The 25162-nt window shown below is 65.7% G+C and carries 18 protein-coding genes; 9 read left to right on the top strand and 9 right to left on the bottom strand.

Annotated elements, in window-relative coordinates:
- Window positions 1–63: 63 nt before the first annotated feature.
- From ACQPYR_RS42300 to ACQPYR_RS42290, 3 genes are all read right to left on the bottom strand, one after another.
- Window positions 64–1158 (bottom strand): ABC transporter ATP-binding protein, encoded by a 1095-nt coding sequence (locus tag ACQPYR_RS42300; RefSeq protein ID WP_433625648.1) that lies wholly within the window; start codon window positions 1156–1158, stop codon window positions 64–66.
- Window positions 1159–1583: 425 nt separating this feature from the next.
- Complete coding sequence (locus ACQPYR_RS42295) at window positions 1584–8699, bottom strand: SDR family NAD(P)-dependent oxidoreductase (protein ID WP_433625645.1); 7116 nt, start codon at window positions 8697–8699, stop codon at window positions 1584–1586.
- Between the two features lie 53 nt (window positions 8700–8752).
- On the bottom strand, window positions 8753–10306 hold the full coding sequence (locus ACQPYR_RS42290; RefSeq protein ID WP_433635408.1) for an acyl-CoA carboxylase subunit beta: 1554 nt from the start codon (window positions 10304–10306) through the stop codon (window positions 8753–8755).
- Between the two features lie 672 nt (window positions 10307–10978).
- On the opposite strand from ACQPYR_RS42290, the gene ACQPYR_RS42285 reads away from it, so the two are divergent.
- The 7 genes from ACQPYR_RS42285 (at window position 10979) to ACQPYR_RS42255 (ending at window position 17018) form a co-directional block, all read left to right on the top strand.
- Window positions 10979–11773 carry an LLM class F420-dependent oxidoreductase gene (locus ACQPYR_RS42285; RefSeq protein ID WP_433625643.1) on the top strand — a complete coding sequence of 265 codons (795 nt, stop codon included), beginning with the start codon at window positions 10979–10981 and terminating at the stop codon, window positions 11771–11773.
- 185 nt (window positions 11774–11958) lie between these two features.
- Window positions 11959–13749 (top strand): ABC transporter substrate-binding protein/permease, encoded by a 1791-nt coding sequence (locus tag ACQPYR_RS42280; protein WP_433625640.1) that lies wholly within the window; start codon window positions 11959–11961, stop codon window positions 13747–13749.
- Window positions 13750–13752: 3 nt separating this feature from the next.
- Window positions 13753–14559 (top strand): amino acid ABC transporter ATP-binding protein, encoded by an 807-nt coding sequence (locus tag ACQPYR_RS42275; RefSeq protein WP_433625638.1) that lies wholly within the window; start codon window positions 13753–13755, stop codon window positions 14557–14559.
- Window positions 14560–14656: 97 nt separating this feature from the next.
- Window positions 14657–14953: a hypothetical protein gene (locus ACQPYR_RS42270; RefSeq protein ID WP_433625636.1), complete on the top strand. Its 297-nt coding sequence runs from the start codon at window positions 14657–14659 to the stop codon at window positions 14951–14953.
- A 273-nt stretch (window positions 14954–15226) separates the two neighbouring features.
- Window positions 15227–15583, top strand: a complete 357-nt coding sequence (locus ACQPYR_RS42265) for a nuclear transport factor 2 family protein (protein WP_433625634.1) — start codon at window positions 15227–15229, stop codon at window positions 15581–15583.
- 34 nt (window positions 15584–15617) lie between these two features.
- Window positions 15618–16037 (top strand): hypothetical protein, encoded by a 420-nt coding sequence (locus tag ACQPYR_RS42260; protein ID WP_433625632.1) that lies wholly within the window; start codon window positions 15618–15620, stop codon window positions 16035–16037.
- A 141-nt stretch (window positions 16038–16178) separates the two neighbouring features.
- Entirely contained in the window at window positions 16179–17018 is an 840-nt protein-coding gene (locus ACQPYR_RS42255) for an alpha/beta fold hydrolase (protein WP_433625629.1), read from the top strand.
- Between the two features lie 64 nt (window positions 17019–17082).
- Here ACQPYR_RS42255 and ACQPYR_RS42250 read toward each other — a convergent pair whose 3' ends face one another.
- The 5 genes from ACQPYR_RS42250 to ACQPYR_RS42230 form a co-directional block, all read right to left on the bottom strand.
- Window positions 17083–17397, bottom strand: a complete 315-nt coding sequence (locus tag ACQPYR_RS42250) for a MerR family transcriptional regulator (protein WP_433635407.1) — start codon at window positions 17395–17397, stop codon at window positions 17083–17085.
- 440 nt (window positions 17398–17837) lie between these two features.
- Window positions 17838–19103, bottom strand: coding sequence for a CHAT domain-containing protein (locus tag ACQPYR_RS42245; RefSeq protein WP_433625627.1), 1266 nt, complete (start codon window positions 19101–19103; stop codon window positions 17838–17840).
- Window positions 19100–20635, bottom strand: coding sequence for a tetratricopeptide repeat protein (locus ACQPYR_RS42240; RefSeq protein WP_433625625.1), 1536 nt, complete (start codon window positions 20633–20635; stop codon window positions 19100–19102). The genes ACQPYR_RS42245 and ACQPYR_RS42240 overlap by 4 nt, the downstream gene beginning before the upstream one ends.
- Complete coding sequence (locus ACQPYR_RS42235) at window positions 20635–21666, bottom strand: hypothetical protein (protein WP_433625622.1); 1032 nt, start codon at window positions 21664–21666, stop codon at window positions 20635–20637. Before ACQPYR_RS42235 ends, ACQPYR_RS42240 begins: the two co-directional genes overlap by 1 nt.
- Window positions 21666–22985, bottom strand: a complete 1320-nt coding sequence (locus ACQPYR_RS42230; protein ID WP_433635406.1) for a hypothetical protein — start codon at window positions 22983–22985, stop codon at window positions 21666–21668. The genes ACQPYR_RS42235 and ACQPYR_RS42230 overlap by 1 nt, the downstream gene beginning before the upstream one ends.
- Window positions 22986–23131: 146 nt before the next feature.
- Between ACQPYR_RS42230 and ACQPYR_RS42225 the strand changes: the two genes are divergently transcribed.
- Both ACQPYR_RS42225 and ACQPYR_RS42220 read left to right on the top strand, forming a co-directional pair.
- Complete coding sequence (locus ACQPYR_RS42225; RefSeq protein WP_433625619.1) at window positions 23132–23671, top strand: lipoprotein LpqH; 540 nt, start codon at window positions 23132–23134, stop codon at window positions 23669–23671.
- Window positions 23672–23938: 267 nt separating this feature from the next.
- Window positions 23939–24757: a hypothetical protein gene (locus tag ACQPYR_RS42220; protein ID WP_433635405.1), complete on the top strand. Its 819-nt coding sequence runs from the start codon at window positions 23939–23941 to the stop codon at window positions 24755–24757.
- 57 nt (window positions 24758–24814) lie between these two features.
- Here ACQPYR_RS42220 and ACQPYR_RS42215 read toward each other — a convergent pair whose 3' ends face one another.
- Window positions 24815–25060, bottom strand: coding sequence for a hypothetical protein (locus tag ACQPYR_RS42215; protein WP_433523562.1), 246 nt, complete (start codon window positions 25058–25060; stop codon window positions 24815–24817).
- Between the last annotated feature and the right edge of the window lie 102 nt (window positions 25061–25162).

Raw genomic sequence — 25162 nt, 5'->3', positions numbered from 1 at the left:
TCTCGGGACGCGGCCTGCGCTGCCTTCGACGACGAGGGCAAGGGCGGCACCTGCGCAGCGGTCTCAGGACAGGCGGCGACCGTCGACGGCGGAGAAGAAGTAGGTGTGTTCCGGTGTGGGCGTCAACTGCACCCGGGTGCCCTTCTCCGGTGGATTGCGCCAATCCGCCCGCGCCACAATGGTTTCGCTCGCGCCGTTCGTCGCGCCCTCGGCAACCGTGCGGCCGTAGATGTAGGCGTCCGAGCCCAGCTCCTCGACGACGTCGACTTCCATCTGGATACCCGACTTGTCCACCGCTCCACCGATTTCCAGATGCTCGGGCCGCACCCCGACCACTACCGAACCCTCTGCGGCATCCGCGACCGACCGCGGCACCGCCAGCTCGGCGCCGCCGAGCTCCACCGCGCCGTCGGCGACCGGCAGCGTGAACAGATTCATCGCGGGCGAACCCATGAAGCCGGCGACGAACACATTCGCCGGATCCCGGTACAGATCGCGCGGCGTCGCGCACTGCTGCAGCAGTCCGTCCTTGAGCACCGCGACCCGATCGCCCATGGTCATCGCCTCGACCTGGTCGTGCGTGACGTACACGGTGGTGGTGCCGAGGCGACGCTGCAGCTGGGCGATCTGCGTGCGGGTCTGCACGCGCAGCTTGGCGTCCAGATTCGACAGCGGTTCGTCCATCAGGAAAACCTGCGGCTGGCGCACGATCGCCCGGCCCATCGCGACGCGCTGACGCTGACCGCCGGACAGCGCCTTCGGCTTGCGGTCCAGATACGGCTCGAGGTCGAGCAGTTTGGCCGCCTCCAGCACCCGGCGCTCCTTCTCCGCCTTGGCGACCTTGGCGAGCTTGAGCGCGAAGCCCATATTCTCCGCGACGGTCATATGCGGGTAGAGCGCGTAGTTCTGGAACACCATGGCGATATCGCGTTCCTTGGGTTCGGCGTGCGTGACGTCGTTGTCGCCGATCAGGATGCGTCCGTCGTCGACATCCTCGAGCCCGGCGAGCATCCGCAGCGAGGTCGATTTTCCGCAGCCGGACGGACCGACCAGCACGAGGAATTCTCCGTCGGCGATCTCCAGATTCAGCTTGTCGACGGCGGGTTTGGACGAGCCGGGGTAGAGCCGGGTCGCGCTATCGAAGCTCACGGTGGCCATGACAAATCACATCCCATCACCGGCAGGAACGTGCCGGACGATCCGAGTAAGGGTTGACCGGCGATATTACTGGATGTGCTCGATTCGCACACGATGCGCTCGAGTTCGCGCGCACGCCGAGCTGGATATTGGATCGGCGCGTTGGCACCACTGGGTCGTGCAGCTGCTGAGGCGGTGTCGGCGTGCGTACTCGACATCGCGCCGACCGGTGGGCGTCGGTGTCGAATCACAACACCGGGGACACCGATCCCCGAAGACGGATCAACCCGGTAATGGAGTCCGGGTTGATTCGCTCGGATTCATGAATGAGACCGCTCGTCATCGGGCACCGGTCAGCGGCGCGCCGGTACACGCAACGTCCGCTCCGGCGCCGGACTTGTCACGTTTGCGCCGTGCGATCTACTGTGCGGCCGGCACAGTGTCTTTCACCCTCCGAATGATTTCGTCAGCCGCTCGATCATTTCCGGTAGGTGATTCCGAAGATAAAAATGATCCCCTCGGTAGACGTACGTCGCTGCTGGACCGGTCGTCTGCTTGCCCCAGCCTTCCAGGTGCTCAGGCATGCAGAGCGGGTCATCGTCGCCGGCGAATAGGACAACTGGGCAGTCGAGCAGGACCGATGCCGCGGTGTACCGATAGCCGCGGTACATGGTGTAGTCAGCGGAGAGCGCCCGCATGGCCCGTTCGAGCAAGACTTGTTCCTGCCGGATCTCCGGTGGGATAAAGGCCAGAGCCTCGAGGGCCTCGCGACCAGGGTTGCGGAAAAGACGTTCCGAAAGCCGGTCCATTCCCGGGCCGTCGGGTGCCGGCATCGCCGAAAGACCCAGCGTCACAGGGGCGATGCCCCAGCCGCTCCGGAGTGCGCGCGCGGTCTCGAATGCCAGCAGGCTGCCGCCGCTGTGCCCGAAGAATGCGAACGGCCGAGGGTCCGGATCCGCCGCGATCATTGAGGAGAGTGCGTCGGCCAGTGTGCCCAGATCGCTGTGGGATTCCTCCTCCGCGCGATCTTCGCGCCCAGGCAACTGGATGGCGCGCAACTCGACATTTTCGGGAAGCAGATCGCTCCACGGCCGGTAGGTCGATGCCGAACCTCCGGCGTGCGGGAAGCAGTAGAGCAGCGTCGCGGCATCGGGCCGCGGAGCGAACGTCCGGAACCAGCGGCCGGCGTCGACGGTGACGGCACGGGTCTGCTCGTCATCAGCACTGGCCACCTCCAGATCGAGACGCTCCAGGAGATAGCCGACCAGTTCGCCTGCACTGGGATGCGTCCACACCACAGTGGCGGGGATCTTCACCTGTAGGTCCGCTTGGAGACGGTTGCGCAGCTGCAGCGCAGTGAGTGAGTCGAACCCGAGGTCGGACAGCGCCGTATTCGAGTCGATCGATGAGTTACTCAGGCCGAGTATCACCTGCATGCACACACCGAGGTAGCTCAGGGCCAGGCGCTCTCGCTCATCGGGCGATGCGGCCCGAAGCCGGGCGTTGATGCCGTCGTTGCCGATTACGCCGGGCTCCGCCGCCGATCGAGCCGGCATGTCCGCAAAAAACGCGGACTCGGATGCCCGAGGCGCGGCGTGGAACCAGTGTTCGGGGTCGTAGACGAATACGCCGGCGTTGGTCCGCTCGTGCGTGATCAGTTCCGTCAGGCAGCGCAGCCCCTCGGCCGTGCTGAACGCCGCGTATCCGTCGCGCCCGAGCTGTATTGCCCGGCCGGCCTCCCCCCAGACGCCCCAATTGATCGCCTGGGCGGGCAGCCCACGCGACCGTCGCCACCGCGCAAAGGAGTCGAGCCAGTCATTAGCGGCGGCGTAGTTGCCTTGTCCCGGACTGCCGAGCAGCGACGCCACCGAGGAGAACAGCACGAACCAGTCGAGCGGCAACCCGCTGGTCGCCTCGTGTAACCGCCAAGCGCCGGTGACTTTCGGCCGCCACACACGTTCGAGCCGTTCGGCACTCAGATGGTCGAGGGCACCATCATCGAGGACGGTCGCGGCGTGCAACACACCGGAGAGCGGCCGCCCGTCCGCCGTCGCCGCCGTGACCAGCCGCTCGGCCACGCCGGATGCGGCGATGTCGCCGCGGACGACTTCGATTTGTGCACCCTCCGCGCGAAGTGCAGTGAGCACGGCGGTGGCGGCCTCCGAGGGCGCAGACCTGCCGTTGAGCACGATTCTGCCGGCGCCGTGGTCGGTGAGCCAGCGGGCGATTTCCAGGCCGAGTCCGCCGAGTCCGCCCGTGACGATGTAGCTCGCTCCTCGACGCACGACCGGTTTGCCGCCCGGCGGGAGTGCGGCATCGATCTCGCCCTGCTGCGGCACGGTCAGGATGAGTTTGCCGATGTGTTTGGCCGCGGCCATATGCCGCAACGCCGTCGCTGCTTCGGTGAACGGGAACTCGGTGCAGGTCGGCGGGCCGATGCGGCCGGCGGCGAACTCCGCCCGAAGCTCGTTCAGTAATTGACTGATCAGTGGGCGGCGTTCGCGTTCGAGAACGGCCAGATCCACAGCGGCCACCGTGATGTTGCGGCGCAACGCGAGCAGACCCAGTTTGGCATTGGCATAGATGTCGCGTTTGCCGATCTCGATGAACCGCCCGCCGAGGTTCAGCACTTCCAGGCCCGCGAAAAGCGCGGGGCCCGACAGTGAATTCAGCACCATGTCCACCCCCGCACCGCCGGTCGCGGCGAGGGTCTGAGCGGCGAAGTCCAGTGACCGGGAGTCCATCACATGCCGCACGCCGATCTTCCGGAGGTAAGAGCGTTTACGGTCGCTGCCGGCCGTGGCGAAAACCTCCGCGCCGAGCGAGCGGGCGATGGCGATCGCCGCCAAGCCGACACCCCCGGTTCCGGCGTGGATGAGGATTCGCTCACCGGCAGTCAGGCGGCCGACGCGCGTCAGCGAATACCAGGCGGTCAGATAGGCGGCGGGCACGCCGGCGGCTTGGACGTCTGTCATCGTGCCGGGCACCGGAACAACGACGTCGGCGGGCAGGGTGACGAAAGTATCGGCCGTGCCGTCGTGGAATGCCATGACCCGGTCGCCGGCCCGCAGGTCGTGTACTCCCGGACCGACATCGGTGATGACGCCGGCACATTCCAGGCCGAGCCGACCGGAGGTGCCGTGCAGGTCGGGGAACATGTCGAGCATATGCATGACGTCCGCGAAATTCAGGCCGATCGCCGTTGTCCTGATCTCGACCTCACCGTGCGCAGGTTGACGGCGCGGCTGGGCGACCACGTCGATCGTGTCCAGATCACCCGGCCGGGCGATGTCGAGACAGATGCGGTCCCGGCCGTACTGCCGGACCTGCCGAAGCCGGGTTCGCCAGGTTCCATCACTGATGGGGGCGTTCACCAACCGGGCTACCCACCGCCGACCGGCCCGCCAGGCGATCTCGTCCTCGGAACCGTCGGCGAATAGCTCGGTGACGAGATTGCTTACACCGCCCGTGCCGGGCTCCACGTCGATCAGGGTCGTGCGCAGACCGGGGTACTCGCACATGGCCACGCGGGCGACGCCGCGCAAGCCGCCATGCGTCAGTGCCGGCGTCTCATCGCCGGTGGTCGCCTGGGCACCCTGAGTGACTATCCACAGCCGAGGCGTGCCAGTTTCGGAGTCGGACAGTAGCCGGGTCAGGTCGATCAGCCGCATGACCTCGTCCCGGCACAGGTCCGCGACATCCGGCTCGGCAACCGCCGGCGGAGCCGGGATGAAGACGACGTCCGTCGTGCTAGCCAGTGTCTTCGTCACCGCCGTCACGGGCCACGACTCGCGTGAGCCTTCGGCGCCGAGCTGTGTGGCGCTCACCCCGGACGCGGTCAGTTGGGTATACAGGGCCGCCGAGAGTGGGTTGTTGCTGTCACCGAGCAGCAGCCACGTGCCACGCGGTGTGATCGACGGTTGCAGCGGCACAGAAGTCCAGCGGACCTCGTGAAACAGTCGCTCATGCTGGGAGGCCGGCAGCTGCCGCTGCATCGGCGCGAACCGCACATCTGCCGCTTCGGCCAGGACGGAGCCATCCTCTGTCAGCAACCGCAGCTGCCCGATTGCGCCGTCCGCCGACGCCGAGACGAGTGTCGACTGGCAGTACGCGGCGCCCGGCCCGTTCACCGAGTAGACGCGCAGCGATCCCACGCTTACGGGGAAAAGCAGCCCAGCCCCAGCGTTGCCGGTCGCGGCGACCGCGGAGATGAGAAGCGTCTGCAAGCAGGTGTCGAGCAGTACCGGATGCAGATGCACCGGGCCGGCGAGGGCACGCGCCGCGGGCGGCACACCGACCCGTGCGAGCATCTCCCGGTCAGTCGCCCGTCGCAGACTCTCTACACCGGCAAAGGCGGGGCCGTGTTGGTAGCCGTCGGCGTGTAGTTCGGCGTAGCGGCGGTCGACATCGACATGGTCGGGATAGACCGCATCCAGGGTTGCCAGGTCGACTCGCTCGGGACGATCGCCCTCGGGCCGATACCACAATTCGGCCGTCGCGTGGGTGATCCACTCGTCGTCGCCGTCCCCCTTGGTGACCATCTCCACGACCGCCATGCCATCGCCACGCGGCGTGAGCGAGGTGTACAGCGTCGTGTGCTCCTCGACCGGCAGTAGCTGGACGAACTGCACATCGGACAACTGGACGTGCGCTTCGGCGCAGTCGAAGAATTCGGTCCCGGCCGCCAGTGCGGTCTCGCAGTACGCCGCTCCCGGCAGTACCGTGATGCCCTCCACCTGGTGATCGGCGAGCCACGGGTATGTCTTCGTGCCGATATCAACCTGCCACAGGTGTCTGCGGCCGGTCTCGGGGATGGGTGTGTGTGTGCCGAGCAGTGGTGGCCGAATCTCGTCCGCGAGTTGTCGCGCCGGGTGTGACAGCGGTAGATCGATCCAATGGCGGATCCGATTCCACGTCGTTGCCGGGGCTGCGACCAGCGTTCCGTGCGCATACCTCCGGGCGAAGTCGACGGGAACGCCGGCACGGTACAGGCGGGCGAGCTGGCCGGTGACCGTCCGCAGATCGTCGTTGTCGCGCCGAATGGTGTGTGCGACAATCGCTTCCCCATCAATCTCGTGGAGAATCTCGCGCATCGCGTGCCCGACGATGGGGTGGACCGAGACCTCGAGGAACGCGGCATAACCATCCTCGGCCGCGGCCTGCACCGCATGGGCGAACCGGACCGGTCTGCGCAGATTATCCGCCCAATAGGCGCCGTCGAACAGCACCGTTTCTCGCGGATCCTCGGTGACGGTGGAGTAGAACGGCACGGTGGGATGTACTGGCTGGATATCGGCGAGCGCACCGACCAACCGGGGAGCGTAGGGATCAAGATGCGGGCCATGCGCCGCCACGTCGGAGGCGACGAACCGGGCCATCAGCCCGCGTTCCTGCCAGCGTTCGACGATGTGGCGTACCGCTTCGGGGCCGCCCGCGACCACGGTGGCCCGCGGTGACGAGATCACGGCCACCGTGACATCCTCGACCCAGCGGAGTTCCTCCTCGACCTGCCGGTGGGGCAGTTCCACCGAGGCCATGGCACCGGTGCCGGCCAGCGGGACCAGCTGGGCGGCGCGGCGGCAGCTGACCCGGACACCGTCAGGTAGCGAGAGGGCGCCGCAGACCACCGCCGCGGACACCTCGCCCATCGAATGCCCGAGCACCGCCGCAGGACTCAGACCCAGGGATCGCCATACCGCGGCGAGCGCAACCTGAGTGGCGAACAAGGCGACCTGAATACGGTCTATCTCGGTCACTACCGTCGGGGCGCGCAGCGTGTCGGTCACCGAGAAGCCGGCCTCGGCGGCGACCAATGGCTCCAGTTCAGCGATCGTTTCGGCGAACACCGGCTCTTCGTCGAGTAGGCGGCGGCCCATGCCGGCCCACTGCGAACCCTGTCCGGAGAACACCCAGACCGTACCCGCGCCGGCGGCATCTCGAACCGTGTTGCCATGCGAATCGGCCTCGTCAGCGCCTGCGGCGAGTCGGTCCAGCCCGTGGATGAGCTCATCCACGGAGTCGGCGACCACGGCCGCGCGCGACCGGTGATGGGATCGCCGCACTGCGAGCGTGTGGACTACATCACCGAGTTCAACTCGCTCGCGGTTCTCGGTGAGCCAGCGGGAAAGCCGTGCGGCAGTCGCCCCCAGCATCTCCGGTGCCGTCGCCGACAGCGGCACCAGGACTGGTCGCGGTCCGGAGTCTGTCCGCGTCCGCACGGCGGCAGGCCGATCTGTGTACTCCTCCAGAACGATATGAGCGTTGGTGCCGCTGAAGCCGAACGAGGAAACTGCCGCCAGCCGGGTCGGCGCGTCCACCGGCCACTCGGTCGGCTCGGTGGGTACGAAGAAGCGTGTGCCCTCCGGCGAGATCTGCGGGTTCCATTGCTGAAAGTGCAGGTTCGGCGGGATGACACCGTGCTGGACCGCAAGCACGGCCTTGATGAAACCCGCGATGCCCGAGGCCGACTCCAGATGGCCGATATTCGATTTCACCGAACCGAGTGCGCATCGCCCGGCGCCGGTTCCATAGATCGGAGACAGGGCGCGGAATTCGATCGGGTCGCCGACCGGCGTCCCAGGGCCGTGGGTCTCCACCAGCCCCACCAGCCCCGGGTCGATGTCCGCCTGGGCGGCCGCCGCGGAGTAGACCATGCGCTGGGCGTCCTCGGACGGATGAACCAGTCCCTTCGACCGCCCGTCCTGGTTGATCGCGGAGCCACGGATTACAGCCAGCACCCGGTCTCCATCGCGTTGCGCGTCCGAAAGTCGTTTGAGGACAACGACTCCGACACCTTCGCTGCGAACCAAGCCGTCCGCGCGGGCATCGAAGGCATGACAGCGTCCGGTGGGTGAGAACATCCCCCACTGTGTCCCGGAGAGCATGAACTCCGGAGTCAGCATGACGTTCACGCCGCCGGCCAGGGCAAAGTCGGCCTCTCCCGTCCGCAGGCTTTGAACCGCCAAATGGGTGGCGACCAGCGACGACGAGCAGGCTGTGTCGACGGCGATACAGGGCCCGTGCAACCCGAGGACATAGGAGACACGTCCAGCCGCGGTGCTGTGCACATTCCCGATGGTCGCGGCGTAGGCATCGATATCCCGGTAACGCGTGCCCAGCCGGACGGAATTGTCCTGGTTCCAGATCCCGACGAAGACACCACCCTGCGTTCCCATGACACTGCGTGGCGGGATGCCGGCGTGCTCCAAAGCCTCCCAGGAAGCCTCCAGAAGGAGCCGATGCTGCGGGTCCATCGAAGCGGCCTCTGCGGGCGAAATGCCGAAGAACGCGGCGTCGAAGCCGGTGATGTCGTCGAGCGTGGCAGCCCAGCGGGTGTTGGAACGGCCCGGCGCCTCTCGATCCGGATCATAGAAGGCGTCCACATCCCAGCGGTCGAACGGACCCTCGCGCACCGGGTCCGTCTTCTCCATCAGAACTCGCCACAGGTCGTCCGGTGAGTCGACTGCTCCCGGCATTCGGCAAGCCATCCCGATCACCGCGATATGCTCATCCAATTGACGCGTTCGGTCCGTCAGCAGATATGAGATGTCACCGATGACCACCGGCATTTCCTTTCCAACAGCCACTCCGACGGTATCGGCGCAACGGGGATTTCTTATAACGGGATGTTTCCGTGCCGCTTCGGAGGTGCCGGCTCACGCTTGTCGCTCATGATGCGCAGTGCAGCTGCGATATTCCGCCGGGTTTCGGATGGCGCGATCACCGCATCGATATATCCATGTTCAGCGGCGCGATAAGGCGAGCAATGCGTTTGCTCGTATTCGTCGATGATCTTGCTGCGAAGGGCCTCCGGATCCACTGCGCCGGCGATGTGGTCGCGGTGCAGAATGTTGGCGGCGGCCTCGCCGCCCATCACCGCTATCTCAGCAGTCGGCCAGGCGAAACAGATATCCGCGCGCAGATGCTTGGAACCCATGACGACGTATGCTCCGCCGTATGCCTTGCGGATTATGGTGGTGATCTTCGGCACCGTGGCCTCCGCATAGGCGTACAGTAATTTCGCACCGCGGCGGATGATGCCATTCCATTCCTGGTCGGAACCGGGTAGAAATCCAGGCACATCGACCAGTGTGACGATAGGGATATTGAATGCATCGCAGGTCCGCACGAACCTTGCCGCCTTTTCCGACGCGTCGATGTCCAGACACCCCGCGGATTTCAGAGGCTGATTTGCCACGATCCCGACCGAATTCCCGTCGATCCTGCCCAGACCGCAGATGATATTGGGTGCGAACAGTGGCTGCACTTCGAGGAACTCGCCGTCGTCCACGATGGCGTCGACCACCACATACATGTCATATGGCTGGTTCATGGAGTCGGGAACGAGCGAGTCCAGCGAGGGCCCGCCCCGTCTCTTCCCCGCGGCGTAGACAGGCGGAAGTTCGTAGCTGTTGCTGGGCAGGTAGGACAGCAGGTGCCGCACGTAATCGATCGCGTCTTCCTCGTCCTCGGCGAGATAGTGCGCATTGCCGGAGCGGGAATTGTGCACCCGAGCACTGCCCAATTCCTCGAGCCCTACCCGCTCGCCCATAGCGACGGCCAGTACGTCTGGGCCGGTCACGAACATATGTGATGTCTTGTCCACCATCACGACGAAATCGGTGAGCGCCGGCGAGTACGCCGCGCCTCCGGCGCACGGCCCCATGATGATCGAAATCTGGGGAACAACACCGGACATGCTGACGTTTCGGAAAAAGATCTCGCCGTAGAGTGCCTGCGCGACCACGCCTTCCTGGATTCGCCCGCCGGCTCCGTCGTTGATGCCGACCACTGGGCAACCAATCCTGGCCGCCAGATCGAGAATCTTACGGATCTTCTCGCCATGCGTTCGTCCCAGCGTGCCACCGAAGACGGTGAAGTCCTGGGCGAATACCGCCACCGGCCTGTCGTTCACGGTGCCGTGGCCGATGACGACGCCGTCGCCGTAGGGCTGGTCGTCCACGGTCGATTGATTCCGTGCGAGCGCATCGAGTTCGACAAAAGAACCCGGATCGAGAAGCAGCGCAATGCGTTCTATGGCAGTCTTCTTGCCCCGGGAGCGTTGCCGGGCGATTGCGCGCGGCGTTCCCGCGGATCGCGATCGGGCCGCGAGACGGTGGAATGCCGACAGTTTCGCCGCCGTTCCAGCCCAACCCTTGCCAGGACCCATCGCGCTCGAATCGTCGGTCACGATGAACGACCATGCGGGCCGACTGGGTACCGGCCAGCCGTGGTCGTGCGCCACTGACTCATGTTCGCGACGGTAACAATGTGGTCGATTCCATGTCTATCGGTATGTTTTCCGCCCATGGGAAGCTCCCGGTTCGGTCGGCGTCTGGTCCACGGGCTTCGGCGCGACGACAAGTCGGTCGCAGGACTCATCCACAACCGCGGCCGAGGAGACGAGTAGCAACTCGGTTGCTGGCGCGGAGCAACGCTATCCGGTCTCGGCCGTAGGTCGAGCAGACCTGCCCGGCGCTGCGCCGCGAACACATCTCGCATCCAGTTCACTCCGTCCCGGCTGCCGTGCCTGTGCCGGGTCTGGGCGATCAACACCGCCGATTCATCGGCCACCGAGTCCGTCAGTTCGACTGCACCACTTACCTGCCAGCGACCTCTTTCCATGCGAAATCGGCGCACGATCGGCACCTATGCGCCGGGCTCACGGAACGAACTGGGAACCACGGCCAACCTATGGCAAACGGTCGGCGGGAACATCCGCCTCCACATCCCGGAATATCCGCATCTCGCGCCGCTGCCGACCCCGGTAATAGCTGCGCCGAAGATCTTGACGCCGGTAGCCTCGATCGGGGAACCAGATCGAGCGACGAGGAGCAGGCTCATGACGCGACCGGTTCGAATCGGTGTACAGCTACAGCCCCAGCACGCCTCCGACTACGGACTCCTGCGCGACGCCGTGCTGCGCGCGGAGGATGCGGGCGTCGATATCGCCTTCAACTGGGATCACTTCTATCCGCTGACCGGCGACCACAACGGCCCGCATTTCGAATGCTGGACCATGCTCGGCGCCTGGGCCGAGCAGACCGAACGGATCGAGATCGGTGCGCTGGTCACCGGCGGCGGTTACCGCAATCCCGATCTGCTCGCCGATATGGCGCGCACGGTGGACCACATCAGCAATGGCCGGCTCATTCTCGGCATCGGCGCGGGGTGGTTCCAGAAGGACTACGACGAGTACGGCTATGAATTCGGTACGCCGGGAACCAGACTCGCGCTGCTGAAGGCGAATATGGCCCGGCTCACCGCCCGGCTGAAGAAGCTGAATCCGCAGCCGACCCGCCATATCCCGATCCTGATCGGCGGCGGTGGCGAGAAGAAGACGCTGCGGTTGGTCGCTCAGTACGCCGATATATGGCACACCTTCGCCGACCTCGACGCGATCGCGCACAAGAACAAGGTGCTCACCGACCACTGCGCGGACGTCGGCACCGATCAGGCGAAGATCGAGCGCTCGGTGCAATGGCCGGGTGCGGAGCGGGCGGCGACATTCGTCGACGCCGGGGTGAATCTGTTCACCATCGGTGTGAGCGGGCCGAAGTTCGACCTGAGTGAGGTCCAGCGAGCGGTCCGTTGGCGTGACGAAGTGAATCCGGAGCCGGTCAGAGGTCTGGCCTAGCCCTGGGCCGTAACGCCGGTCGGAGGTCGGGTTCGAATCACCGTGATTCGAATTCCGGGATCGGGCCATGGTGCCGCGTCCGCGCACGCCCGGCGGCTGCAAGCCCTGATCACGAGTGTGGCCGACCGCACGCGCTACGGGGTAGCTGCCTTTCGGCGCTGAAGCGGACGTTAGGGTTCCTCACCATGGCTGGTCTGCCCGCTGTGCGGTCTCGTGCGTTGATCGCCGTGCTATTGCTTGCTGTCGGCCTCGCCGCCACGGCCTGCGGTTCCGGCGACGATTCCGCCGATCGAGACCAATGCAGCCCGCCCGGACTCAGCGCGGCATCGGCCGCACCGACGAACCTCGGCTCGGCGGCCGCGGCGGGTGCGGACAAGTACACCACCGCGAGCACCTCGCCGGTGTCGGCGATTGATACCAGCAAGCTGCGTTTGATCACGCCGGGCAAGCTCACGGTGGGTACGCTCTCGGATGCGCCGCCGAGCATCTGCCTGAACTCGGCGGGCTCGTTCACCGGCTTCGACAATGAGCTGCTGCGGGCGATCGGTGCGAAACTCGGTCTCCAGGTGGAGTTCTCGGGCACCGAATTCGCACCGCTGCTCTCGCAGGTCTCCGGCGGTCGCTTCGATGTCGGTTCGTCGAATATCACCACCACCGCCGAGCGGCGCGAACGTGTCGGATTCACCAACGGTTACGACTTCGGCTACTTCTCCCTCGTTGTTCCCAACGGCAGTGCCATCAAGGGCTTTTCGGATCTGGGGCGCGGTAACCGGATCGCCGTCGTGCAGGGCACGGTCCAGGACGATTACGTGGTCAACCAGCTGCATCTGGATCCGGTGAAGTTCCCGGATTACGCCACCGCCTACGCGAATCTGAAGTCGGGTCAGGTCGATGCCTGGGTCGCGCCGTCGGCGCAGGCCGAGGGGCAGGTGAAGTCGGGTGACGCAACCACGATCATCCAGAACACCTTCAGCCTGGACAATTTCGTCGGCTATGCGGTCGCCAAGAACAACCAGCCGCTGATCGATGCGCTGAACAGCGGTCTCGATGCCGTGATCGCCGACGGTACCTATGCCAAGCTCTACGCCGACTGGGTGCCGAGGCAGTTGCCGCCCGGTTGGAAGCCGGGCTCGAAAGCCGCACCCGCACCACAACTCCCGGACTTCGCCGCCATCGCCGCGCAAAAGAAGACCACCGACAGCGGACAGACTGCGCCGAAATCGACATCGCAGCAGTTGCGGGAGACGTTCTTCGACTGGTCGCTGTACCGCAAGGCGTTTCCCGATCTGTTCAAGACCGGTCTGCCGAATACCTTGATCCTGGCGCTGGTTTCGGGTGTGCTCGGCACCATCCTCGGCATGCTGCTCGCGGTCGCGGGTATTTCCCGGACGCGCTGGTTGCGCTGGCCCGCAAGGGTTTACACCGATATCTTTCGCGGCCTGCCCGCCGTCGTGATCATCCTGATCATCGGACTCGGCATCGGCCCGGTCGTGCGCAATATCACCGGCAACAACCCGTATTGGCTCGGTGCGATCGCGCTGGCATTGCTGGCCTCGGCCTATATCGGCGAAATCTTCCGCTCCGGCATCCAATCCGTGGAGGCGGGTCAGCTGGAGGCCGCGCGGGCCATCGGCTTCGGCTACCGCCAGGCCATGACACTGGTGGTGATTCCGCAGGGTGTGCGCCGGGTGCTGCCCGCACTGATGAACCAATTCATCGCGCTGATCAAGGATTCCTCGTTGATCTACTTCCTCGGACTGCTCGCGACCCAGCGCGAACTGTTCGCGGTTGGGCGAGATCTCAACGCGCAGACCGGAAATCTCTCCCCGCTGGTCGCCGCCGGCCTGGTCTACCTGCTGCTGACCATTCCGCTGACGCACCTGGTGAACTACATCGACCACCGGATGCGCACCGGCCGACCCGACCAGCCCATCGACCAGGTCGAGGCGGCCACGATCACCGAAGGGCGCGGGTAACGCATGAGCGAGCGCAGCGAGCGAATCGAAAACACAGCGCCCGGAGGCGGTCATGCCGGAACCGAGCGCCAGCGAAGTGGAGGCACGAGTGCCTCTCTCACCGGAACCGGTCTGCATCTGAGGCTGGGCCACAACCATGTGCTGCGCGGCGTCGATATCCATGTCGACGCGGGAAAGACCACCACCGTCATCGGGCCGTCCGGCTCCGGCAAGTCGACACTGCTGCGGGTGCTGAACCGCCTGCACGAACCCGATCAGGGCGATGTGCTGCTGGACGGCGAGTCGGTGCTCACCGCTGATCCGGATCAGCTGCGCCAGCGCATCGGCATGGTGTTCCAGCATTTCAACCTGTTCCCGCACAAGACGGTCGCGGAGAATGTGGCGCTCGGGCCGCGCAAGCTGCGCGGACTGTCCAAGGATGCCGCTCGTGCGCTGGCCGTCGAGCAGCTGGAGGTGGTCGGGTTGGCCGAAAAGGCCGATTCGCGCCCGGCGAATCTGTCCGGTGGGCAGCAGCAGCGGGTGGCTATCGCCCGAGCGCTGGCCATGCAGCCGGAGATCATGTTCTTCGACGAGGCCACCTCGGCGCTGGATCCGGAGTTGGTGAAGGGCATTCTCGCGCTGATGGCCGATCTGGCTACCGAGGGGATGTCGATGATCGTGGTGACCCATGAAATGGGTTTCGCGCGCAGCGTCTCCGACAGCGTGCTGTTCATGGACGCTGGTCAGGTGGTTGAAACCGGCGCACCCGACGCTGTGTTCGACAACCCGGAGACCCCGCGACTGCAGCGCTTCCTCGCTCAGGTTTTGTGACCCTCAGCACACATCTAGTAAACTCGATAGATGCGCACCTGTTAATGTGTCGCCACGCTCCGCGCCACATATCCAGCAATGGGAACGAGGAGGTCCGATGACCACAGCGCATCACGAGCACACCGACCACCAGCACGTCCACGGACCCGGCTGCGGCCACGCCGAAGTCCCGCACGGCGACCATACCGACTACGCCCACGGCGGCCACCTGCACCGCGAGCACAACGGCCACTGGGACGAATGCGAACCCGTAGGCCACACCGAACATGTCGGCCACGACCACATCCACGGCCCCGATTGCGGCCACGAAGCCGTCCAGCACGGCGACCACGTCGATTACCTGCACGACGGCCACCACCACGCCGCGCACAACGGCCACTACGACGACCACTGAGCTCGCCGCCGAGCTGCTGCCCGACTCGGCCGCAGCTCGGCAACCGGAATTCACTCGCCGGGTGACTCTGATTCGAGTAGAGATGCCGGGATGGGGATTCTCGATCCCCGAGATGCTTTTGAACCTGTGAACCTCGCATGCCGACCGTATACGTATAGGTCGGCGAAAAGTACTTATGGATGACTGATTCGGTACCCATGGCTCTGCTCATAACGTAGTTCCTGTCAGCACGAACGACAGTGAAACGGCAGATCAGAAGCCTTGGAGGCCAACATGAACGAGCTCGTCGCGCAGTACCTGGAAGTCTGGAACACCACCGATGCCGCCGCCCGCAAGGCCGGAATCGAGGCCGTGTTCACCCCCGAGGCCGGTTACATCGACCCGTTGGCCGCGGTCGCCGGACACGACCAACTGGATGCGGCCATCGCCGGTGTGCAGGCGCAGTTCCCGGGATGGGTGTTCAGCCTCGCGGGACCGGTCGATGCTCACCACAACCAGGTGCGCTTCACCTGGGAACTCGGCCCTGTCGATGCCCCCGCCGTGGTTGTCGGCTTCGATGTCGCGGTCATCGAGGACGGACGTATCGCCAACGTCTACGGCTTCCTCGACAAAGTTCCCGCCGCAGCCTGATCCGAACTCGTTATCCCAGAAGGAAATACCAGTCATGACCACCTCTGCCCCCACTTACCTGTCCGCCTTGCTCGCCCCCGGTCAGCACCTACTGCGCACCTCCCTGCGGCTCGACTCGGTGGTGACCACCGTCAACGGCCTTGCCTACCTGGTGCTTTCGGGCCCACTGGAATCCCTGCTCGGCTTGGAAAGCAAGATCGGCATCCCGATCGGAATCTTCCTGACCCTCTATGGCATCGGTGTCGCACTGGTCGGCATGACCAAGACCATCAATACCAAGGCCGCCGCCGTGGTCGCAGCCGGTAATGCCGCCTGGGTCGTGGTGAGCCTGGCCGCCCTCGTCGAAGGCGCACTCGAACTGAACCTGGTCGGCTCGATCTGGACCGTCATGCAGGCAGCCACCGTCGGCGGCTTCGCGGCCCTGCAATACCTCGGCATCCGCAAGGCCCGCTGAATATTGGATCCACTCGACCAACCCCGCGAAACGCGGCATCGGCAGTGGTTACCCACCCCGCCGACTCCGTCGGCTGCCGTCCCCACTGTCCGATGCCGCGTTCGGCGTTTCTGGTCGGTGGCTGCCTCTAAAGTCGAGCCCGTGCTCGAGGCAACCAAGATCGCGACCGAGTTCGGCACTTTCGACGCCCTGACCAGCGGTGCACCCGGTGGGCGCGAAGTCGTGCTGTTGCACGGCTTTCCGGAGTCGGCCATCGCATGGGAGTTCCAGCTGACCGCCCTCGGTGGCGGCGGCTGCCATGCCATCGCGCCCGATCAGCGCGGTTATTCGCCAGGGGCGCGTCCTGACAAGGTCGCCGATTATCGCATCGAGGAGTTGGTCGCCGATGTCATCGCCATCGCCGACCAATTGGGTTGGCAGCGGTTCGATCTCATCGGTCACGACATGGGCGCGCACGTCGCCTGGGCAGTAGCGGCCGACCACCCGGCACGAATCCGAACTCTGACCGCCGTATCGCAACCGCACCCCACCGCGTTCTTGCAGGCCATGACCGAGGATGAAGACCAGGCCCAGCGAGCCCAGCACCTCACCTACTTCCGCCAGCCCCGGACCCCCGAGCGTGCCCTCCTCGCCGACGATGCCGCCGCCCTCCGCAAGATTTTCGACTGGAAGATTCCCGAGGAGCGCATCGACGACTACATCCACCGCCTCACCCGCCCCGATGCCCTCACTGCCGCCCTCAACTGGTACCGAGCGTTCCCGCTCGCCGGTCCGACCGCCCCGGTCACCGTCCCGACCCTCTACGTCTGGGGCACCGAAGATCCCACCATCGGCTCCACCGCCGCCCTGGCTACCGCCGCCCACGTCACCGCCCCCTACCGCTTCGAAATGCTCGAGGACACCTCCCACTGGGTCCCCGAAGAAGCCCCCGAATCCCTCACCCGCCTCATCATGGAACACCTCCTGGCTCATCGGTCCTGAGTCCGAAAACCACTGCAGGACTGCCACTCGAGGGCATTCGCGGCCGAAGGCGGCAAGGACCTGGTCAGTCCTGCTGGGTGAGTTTGGCGTTGAGTTCGCGTGCTTCGCTGAGTTGGTCTTCGAGGATGATGATCCGGCACGCTGCTTCCAGGGGGGTGCCCTGGTCGATGAGTTCGCGGGCGCGTGCGGCGATACGCAGTTGGTAGCGGGAGTAGCGGCGGTGCCCACCGGCTGAGCGTTGCGGGGTGATCAGTTTCGCTTCGCCCAGGCTGCGCAGGAATGCTTGGGTGGTGCCGAGCAGGTCCGCGGCCCGGCCCATGCTGTAGGCGGGGTAGTCGTCATCGTCGAACTTCTCGTTCGCGGTGGTGGGTTCAGGAATTGTGAGGCCTCCATACGCCGAAGTGCCCCGGCGCCGCAGGCGCCGGGGCACTGAAAGGGGGAATTACTTCGTCTTCCGACATGTAACCGAAACGTCGGCGATCACCCCAACCAAACATCTTCGCGGGTGACCCGACGGGCAATGCCTCCTTTCTCCTCACGGGGTTACTTTATCTTTCCGGTGCACTTCATCTTCCTGTCCGGCGGGCGGTGGGACCGTCGTACCTGCTGGTCCCGTTGCCACGTCCGCCGTCTTACCTTCACGGGCAGTTCATCATCTCCCGTGCCGTCTGGATACTTCCTTCTCTTCCGACGTCACAGAAGTTACCGGACTTCATGCCGAATGTCTACTGTTGCCGCTGTAGATTTTTTCAGCTGGTCGGGCCAGCTCACGACTTCGTCATGGCGAAGCGATCCGATGCATACCGGTAGCCCAGGTGGTCAGGTGCGGACGGTGGCGAAGGCGGACCAGAGCAGGGGGGAGTGTTCGATGGCGTGGGTGCTGCGCCAGGCGGTCAGGCGGGATCGTTGCCAGGTGGCGAGGGCGGTCACCGGGTCCGCATGTTCGTGGGCGGCGTCGATGGCACAGATGGCGTCTTGCAGGGGGTGGGCCTCGGGGGCTGCGCCGGCGAGGCGCTGGAAGGCGAAGTCGGTGGGGAGCGGCCAGCGGCTGGCGGTGACCAGTTCGGCGCCGCCGTTGATCATGGCGGCGACCAGGCCGAGGGCCTCGCTGAAGCGCATATCGCCGCCGCTTTCGCAGGCGATCAGCGCGACTCGGCTCGGAATGGGCCAGAGTTGTGGTCCGGCAACGGGATCGGTGGTCAGGGTGTGGGTGCCGAGCAGTAGATCCTTGGCCGAGAGGGGGCGGTGCGCTCGGACCGGGGTGGCGAAGCCGACGGATTCGGCGTGGCAGGCGAGGTGTAGTTCGGAGGCTTCGCTCTGGCCGGATTCGGGGGCTGCGGCAGTTACGTGCCCCACATAGGTCAGGCGGCTGACACCGCGGCGTAGTGCCTCGCTCAACCAGCTTCGATCGATATCCGTGCGGCGGAATGCGTCGATCGGGTCGTCGACCGCGGGAAGTAGTCGGCCCTCGGCCGAATATTCGGCAACCCTCCGGGCGAGTGGAGCTTCGGGGTCCATCCGTCCGAGGACGGAGCCGAGTGCGGAATCGGCGCGAAAGCCCGGGACGCGCGGGTCGAGTACGGCAACTACTGGAAGGGCACTCGTCTCGGACCAGGCGCGCGCCGTGCGGTCCGGGCCATGCACAATGCTGGCGGGAGCGAGCAGACTGATATCGGCGATATCCACCAGACGCAGCTCCGGGCTGGGGGCGATGATCTCCCACGGGATCTGAGCCACCCGGGGCGAGGGTTGCAGCCGAATATGTGGCCGCACCCCGCGCACGTGCAGGTCGTACAACTGTGCCGCCAGTCCATAGGGCAGCAGTGCACGGGAGAGTGACTGCGCAACAAGATATTCCGTGTCGTACGAGGCGAAAGCGCCACTGGTCATGGCACGTTCGAGTCCGCCGGGCAGCGCCGGATTCGGCAGCGCCTGCGCGAACTGCTCGACGGCGTCGGTGGTCGCATCCCCGGGCAGCATGCTCGCACCCTGGTCGTATTCGTTGCGCAACCAGCGCCACGACATGTACAGATCGCCGGCATCCGCCATCCGCACAATGACGGTCGGTTGTTCCGAGAGGGTCATGCGGGCAGCACCCGGCTGTCCCGCACCGGATGCCCGTACCGCAGCTCGGCGGCCTCGATATACCCGGCCAATGCGATGTGCCCGTCCGGTGCGACGGTCACCCGCGGCGGTGGCACCACCGGCAGTCCGGCGCTTGCCGCGACTGAGGCCAGCGCCGTGCCCAACTGCGGTGCCGACCCACTCTGCGGCCCGGTCCCGACCTGCACCGTGGGTTGCGCCGACTCGGCTGGTGGATCGAATAGTTCGAGCGGCAGCCGTGGCCGTGCGCTGGCTGCCGATCTGACGATATCCAATGTCGTACCCGCGCACTGTGTTTCGATGAGGTCCACGATCAGCGGACCATTGCCGGACAGATAGGCGAACCGGAATGCCATCCGCATTGCCGGATCGGCGATCTGGCGGTTCCATTTCTCGCGTTGATTGCCATTGGGCAGGGTGTAGCGCACGGCATCGATGGCCAGCGCCGACGGTACCGCGAGACCGATTGCCCGCCCCAATAACTCGGCATCCGGGGATTCGGCCGCCTCGATGACCGACTCCAATAGCGCCGCATGCCAGAAATCGATTTGGGCACAGTGCAATCCGAGACCGCGCTCGGCGTACGCGGAAAAGGCCTCGCCGATGAGGATTTCGCCCTCGTCGTATTGTCCGTTCGAGTACGCCACGGTCGCCAGGCGCACTCGCACATCGGCGGCATCGAGCACCGCACCGGATTCTCGAAAATAGTCGAGGCTGCGGCGATAGAGCTGATGCGCCGCATCGGTATCGCCACGGCCCTCGGCGAGAAATCCCATGGTCTTCAGCCCGACGCCCGCGCGATATCCGAGTTCGGCGCGCTCGAAGTACTCCTGGCTGGACCGCAACGGCGGTTCCGCCTCGTCGAACCGATCCAACCTGACGTACATGACGGCCAGATTCTGTTCCGTCTCGGCGACGGCATTGCGATCGCCGGCGGCCTCGAAGGCCGCGAGCGCCTGGCCCATGAAGTCGACGGCGAGTTCGCGCCGCCCGGTCTCGAAGTAGATCCCGCCGAGTGTCGAGAGCGGATGTCCGGCCAGGTGCGGGGCGAAACGCACTGCCGCATCCAATGATTCGGTGGCGAGTTCGATGGCGTAGGCCCAGCTCTGCCGATGGAATGCCACCGCGGTCAGCGATAGCAGACAGGCCACCCGCTGCATGCTCTCGTCATTGTGTTCGGTCAGCATTGCGCGCGCCTGTTCCAGCGCCTCCTGCGCACCATCGAGATCGCCGATGTGCTGCAATGCCTGGGAGAGGTTGATCAGTGCGGCGGGCCGCTTTTCGATCGCGTCCGCGGGCATTTCCGTGAGTGCCTCGCGGAACATGACGATCGCCCCGGCATGATCGCCGAGTTCATCGGACATGCTCGCGGCATTGACCAGCGCGCTGACCCGCAGGCCATCCGTGCTGGTCCTTGCGATTTCCTCGAACAGCCGCCTGGCCTCGGCGACATCGCCGCGCTGATAGGCGGCCGCTCCTTCGGCGAGTCGCTCGCGACCGTCATCGGCAGGCATCAGAAGTCCGAATCCGATGCGGCGGCGGCGATTTCGGCAAGAAGGGGTGCGTCGACGGCATCGTCGGCTGTGGTGGCCCGACGCAGCCGTGCGGCCGCGAGCTCACGAATCTGTCGCCGGATCTCGGGACCACCCAGCTCGGGTTCGCCGGGCGCACCGACGCCGGGCACGTAGACATCCACCGTCGAAACAGCATCCGACGGCGTGGTGGCCGCGCCGGTCCACAGATCGCCGACCAGATCCAGCTCGGTCTCGGCGGTGCCGACGGGTGTGGTGATGAGGGCGCGCGGGTGCAGGTGTGCCGGTGCGTCCGAGCCCAATTGGGGCGCGGCTACCGCGGTGACGCGGACCGTCGTAGCGCCCGAACTTCGGGTCGATTCCCAGGACACCGCCCGTTCGGACGCGTCGATGAGGCCGGGCGGGCAGCGCCGCCAATCCCATCCGCCCGTGCCGTGACCGAGCGACAGCGCCCCGGCCGGCCGATCGGCCCCGGCACCGGCGGCGAGCGCATAATCCTCTGCACGAGTAGATATTTCGACGGAAATAGGCAACTCTTCGTCTGCGTCCGGCTGGTCATCACCGAGGAGCGGTTCGCACTGCGTGCGCAGTGTCGCTATCTCCTGGTCCAGCAGCCGATCGTCGAGCGCAGTGATGCCATCGATCGTCGATGCCGGCCACCAGCGTGCGGCCCAATACGCGAACCCGAGCCGCCAGGCAGCGGCCACCAGATTCGGCACCGCGGGGTCGGCTACGTCGGTGAATTCGGTGCCACCGCTCTCGGTGTCGGCGATGGCAATGGCAATCCGTTCGCCGTACACCGCCCACAACCAGTCCTGAGCGAGCTCGGCATCATCGATCACCGCCGCCGGAATCGTCTGTCCGGCAAGCAGACTCCACGACAGATGACCGCCGACCACCTCGAGCACCATCGCATCGATCGCCGCGGCACCGTCCGATACCGTCGGCGCTCCGTCGGGCGCGATGATCCAAATTCCGTCCCCGGCCGGTTCGATCCGCACGATCCCGCTCATCAGCTCGCCCTCGATTCCGCCGGATCCGACTCGGTGACCAGGGAACTCACACTCAGTGCCTGTTTGACCCGCATGCGATGGTCCAGCATGACCGAGCGCGCCACACCGTCGAGCAGATCCCACAGCTCGTCCGGCTCGTAGACGCCGAACTCCCGGACATCGCGTCCGTGCAGGCGAACCCACAGCCGCCGCAAATACGGCCGCCACGGTGTGCGCAGCTCGGTCGCGATGGCCGCCAGTGGGCCACTCGGCATTTCGATATCGGTGCGCACCGCGAGCCGCCGCGCCTGCAGGACGTATGCCTCCCGCTGCCAGCGGCTGTTGATCACCCGATGCGCCGCGGTTTCGGCCGCTGCCGACTCCGCGCCATGCAGTGCGATCGGCCGCAACCCGAGCGCGAGCGCGGCCCCGGCCGTCGCCGCGACCCGTAATGATTCATCCAAAAGCGCCCAGGGCGAACAACTTCTGGCGATCTCCGTGGTCACCAATTCCGGAATGGGCGGCAGTTCGGCCCGTTCACTCGACGCCTGCAGCACGGTGAATACGCGCTCGTAGATGGTGCGATCGAACGGCAGCCCGAGACTTGCCTTCGAGGCCGACGAACCGAGCGCCGGTGGCTGCGGAACCTGCACCGCTGTGAGCCCGAGCTGATGTGCTGTGGGCTCGAAGCTGTTGCCCCATAGTCGGATTCCCCCGTGTGTCCCAGCATGAGTGGCGACGAGCTGATCGAATGTCGGCTGCCCGTCGGCGCTGCGACCGTCGCGCGCCGGGGCGGCATCGAGCAGCGCAGCGAACAGCTCGGCGTGTTCTCCGGTCGGCCCGGCTACCGGACGTCGTCCCCACGCGATATCGATCAACGAGTCGAGTTCGGCAGTCCGCGCACCCGAAGTGATGTACTCCTTGAGCGCCTGTGTGGTGCGCCCTGCCGCGAATTCATGGACGTCGCGCAGTGTCGCCTCGGCGGTCGGCCGGTCCCGGGACGGATCCGGCATACCCGATGTGGTGGCGAGTTCGAAGGCGCGCTGGAAATACAGATCCTGCGGATTGCCCTCGGTGATCCGCAGCGCCCGTCGGACCTGTTTGAGCAGGGAAAACCAGGCCGCCGTCGCGCGCAGCACGTCGGCGGCGGCATGGATTCGAGTGGCGAGCAGCACCGCGCCGTCGGCGGTCAGGATCGGGCCCGCGCACAGCGGATGCTGCACGGGGCGGATGACCAGTGGATCCAGGATCAGCTTCACGGTCCGCCGCAGCGGCCCGCCGTGGGGTCCACTGAGCGGTTCGACGCCCTCGAGTCGGCGCCAAACCTCGTCCAGCACCATCGCGCGCGGCCGTCGCATTCGACCAGGTTAACGGAACTTCCTCTGTTTCAGACTCCGAAAAACCTGGGATCGGTAGGGCGCGTTCGATTCCTACCTTTCTCGTATCGGCCCAACACCGGAGCCGAACGAAGCAAAAGGAACAGATCATGAACACCAAGCCGGTCCGCATCTCCGCCGCCCTCGCCGCCTCGGCCGCCGCATTCGCCCTCTTCGTCACCGGATGCAGTGACGATTCGGGCAGCTCGCCGACCACCTCTGCCAAGCCGGGCACCTCGGCCGCCCCGGCACCGGGGTCGGGCAAGTCGACCGCCGCGGTCGACGGCAAGGCCCTCGACGGCAAGTTCGAGACCACCTGCGCCAAGCAGGGCGGCACGCTCGCCCTCGCACTCAGCGACACCAACAACGCCACCTACGGCACCCTGAGCGTGAGCGCCTCCATCACCGGCACCGACAACGTCCAGGCCGTCGCGGTCGCGGGCAGCAAGGGCGGCGCCAACGGCCTGCCCTACGCCCTCGGCTTCGGCAACGGCATGCCCGGCGGTTCGGCCAAGGTCGTCAAGGACGGCAACACCTACAAGGTCACCGGTGAGGGCGTCGGCGCGCCCGACCTCACCAATCCGACCGCAAGCCCGAAGAGCTCGAAATTCGACATCACCTTCGCCTGCTCCACCGTGGTCGGCGGCTGACCCCCACCACCATCCCGCTCACGGCTCCGCCTCGCTGACGCTCGGCTCCTGCCGTGCGCGGGGGCGCGCTGTGTCTTCAGTTCGCTCGCTGACGCTCGCTCACGGCTCCGCCTCGCTGACGCTCGCTCACGGCTCCGCCTCGCTGACGCTCGGCTCCTGCCGTGCGCGGGGGCGCGCTGTGTCTTCAGTTCGCTCGCCGGCGCTCGCTCACGCCCCTTGATCAAGGGGCGTGAGCGGGGCAAACCTCTTCATACACAAGGGAAAACCATGAAAAACATCGCCCGTTCGCTCGCCGCTGCCTTCTTCGTCCTCTCGATCGGCTACTACCTCTGGCACGGTTTTACCTACACCAGCTACGGCCCCTTCGATGACGGCACGCTCGCCTGGGTCGGGCCGCAGATGGCGCTGCCGATCATCGCCCTGACCATCGTCGCGATGGTCTTCGCCTGCACCGGCGAGGGCATTGGGGAGGGCATCATGGCGGCCTTCACCGGCAACAACAACAGCTCGGCGTTCCGTGATGGTCTGGTCGGCATCGGCACCATCAAGTCCTTCCGCCAGACCGGGCTCACCGTCAATGACCAGCCGCAGATCCGCATCGATTTCAGCGTCGAGGGCGTCGACGGCAAGATCTTCCACTCGCACGCCAAAATGATCGTTCCGCTGACCGAGCTCGCCCTGCTGCAGCCCGGTGTCGTGCTGCCGGTGCGCTATCTGCCCGATCGCACCGACAAGGTCGAGGTCGACCGCTCCGGCGATAGGTCGGCAGCCCAGCGCGCCATGAACGAATCCATGATCCGAAAGGGCTTCACCACCAAGGCCAAACTCGATATCGCCGAGCGCGGCATTACCGCTCAGGCCGTCGTGCAATCGCTTGCGGTGCCCGGCGAGATTCGTAACGGGTATTCCAAGATCGAGCTCGGCCTGGTGGTGACCCGGCCCGACGGAACGGCTTTCACCGCGAGCGTGGACAAGTTCCTGCCGCCCGCCAGCGTGGCCCAGGTGCAGGTCGGTCGGATCATCCAGGTGCACTATCTGCCGGAGAACGAACAAGAGGTCGTGATCGCACTGCAAGTCAATGCGTAGCCCCGGCGCAGAATGTTGCTCTCGTTCATCACCGAACGGGAGCAATATTTGTTTGCGTCAGAAGACGCGGTGGCTGAAGAAGCTGTGCTGGCAGGTGGGGCGCTTGCAGACCGCACCACCGCCCGGAATGAACCCGACACAGGTGGGGTGGGTACACCTGTTGCAGCCGCCGTCGCCGTCTTCGCCCATATGGTCGTGGTCGACGAGTACGACGCGGGCCTCGGCCACCGCGCCCGCGAGAATCGAATCGAGATAATCCAGCGCCTTAGAGGTGAGCTGGGGTTTTCCTCCGGACAAGGTCATCGCACCACTCCTCTCTCTGTGTACTCATGTCCTTGATCCCGATCTTCCTCCTGCGAGGAGAGTCGCACATGAGTAGCGCGATACACGATTTGAGGGTCACCT

The organism is Nocardia sp. CA-120079 (assembly GCF_050955745.1).
In the GTDB taxonomy this organism is placed as follows: Bacteria; Actinomycetota; Actinomycetes; order Mycobacteriales; family Mycobacteriaceae; genus Nocardia.
The sequence above is the reverse complement of the archived record's forward strand: the minus strand, read 5'-3'. Positions and strand labels throughout refer to the sequence as shown.

Coding starts and splice junctions, on each gene's coding strand:
- ACQPYR_RS42275 (WP_433625638.1), top strand. CDS start 13,753: ATGAGCGAGCGCAGCGAGCGAATCGAAAACACAGCGCCCGGAGGCGGT.
- ACQPYR_RS42225 (WP_433625619.1), top strand. CDS start 23,132: ATGAACACCAAGCCGGTCCGCATCTCCGCCGCCCTCGCCGCCTCGGCC.
- ACQPYR_RS42285 (WP_433625643.1), top strand. CDS start 10,979: ATGACGCGACCGGTTCGAATCGGTGTACAGCTACAGCCCCAGCACGCC.
- ACQPYR_RS42265 (WP_433625634.1), top strand. CDS start 15,227: ATGAACGAGCTCGTCGCGCAGTACCTGGAAGTCTGGAACACCACCGAT.
- ACQPYR_RS42270 (WP_433625636.1), top strand. CDS start 14,657: ATGACCACAGCGCATCACGAGCACACCGACCACCAGCACGTCCACGGA.
- ACQPYR_RS42235 (WP_433625622.1), bottom strand. CDS start 21,666: ATGAGCGGGATCGTGCGGATCGAACCGGCCGGGGACGGAATTTGGATC.
- ACQPYR_RS42230 (WP_433635406.1), bottom strand. CDS start 22,985: ATGGTGCTGGACGAGGTTTGGCGCCGACTCGAGGGCGTCGAACCGCTC.
- ACQPYR_RS42280 (WP_433625640.1), top strand. CDS start 11,959: ATGGCTGGTCTGCCCGCTGTGCGGTCTCGTGCGTTGATCGCCGTGCTA.
- ACQPYR_RS42300 (WP_433625648.1), bottom strand. CDS start 1,158: ATGGCCACCGTGAGCTTCGATAGCGCGACCCGGCTCTACCCCGGCTCG.
- ACQPYR_RS42215 (WP_433523562.1), bottom strand. CDS start 25,060: ATGACCTTGTCCGGAGGAAAACCCCAGCTCACCTCTAAGGCGCTGGAT.
- ACQPYR_RS42245 (WP_433625627.1), bottom strand. CDS start 19,103: ATGACCCTCTCGGAACAACCGACCGTCATTGTGCGGATGGCGGATGCC.
- ACQPYR_RS42220 (WP_433635405.1), top strand. CDS start 23,939: ATGAAAAACATCGCCCGTTCGCTCGCCGCTGCCTTCTTCGTCCTCTCG.
- ACQPYR_RS42290 (WP_433635408.1), bottom strand. CDS start 10,306: ATGGGTCCTGGCAAGGGTTGGGCTGGAACGGCGGCGAAACTGTCGGCA.
- ACQPYR_RS42240 (WP_433625625.1), bottom strand. CDS start 20,635: ATGCCTGCCGATGACGGTCGCGAGCGACTCGCCGAAGGAGCGGCCGCC.
- ACQPYR_RS42260 (WP_433625632.1), top strand. CDS start 15,618: ATGACCACCTCTGCCCCCACTTACCTGTCCGCCTTGCTCGCCCCCGGT.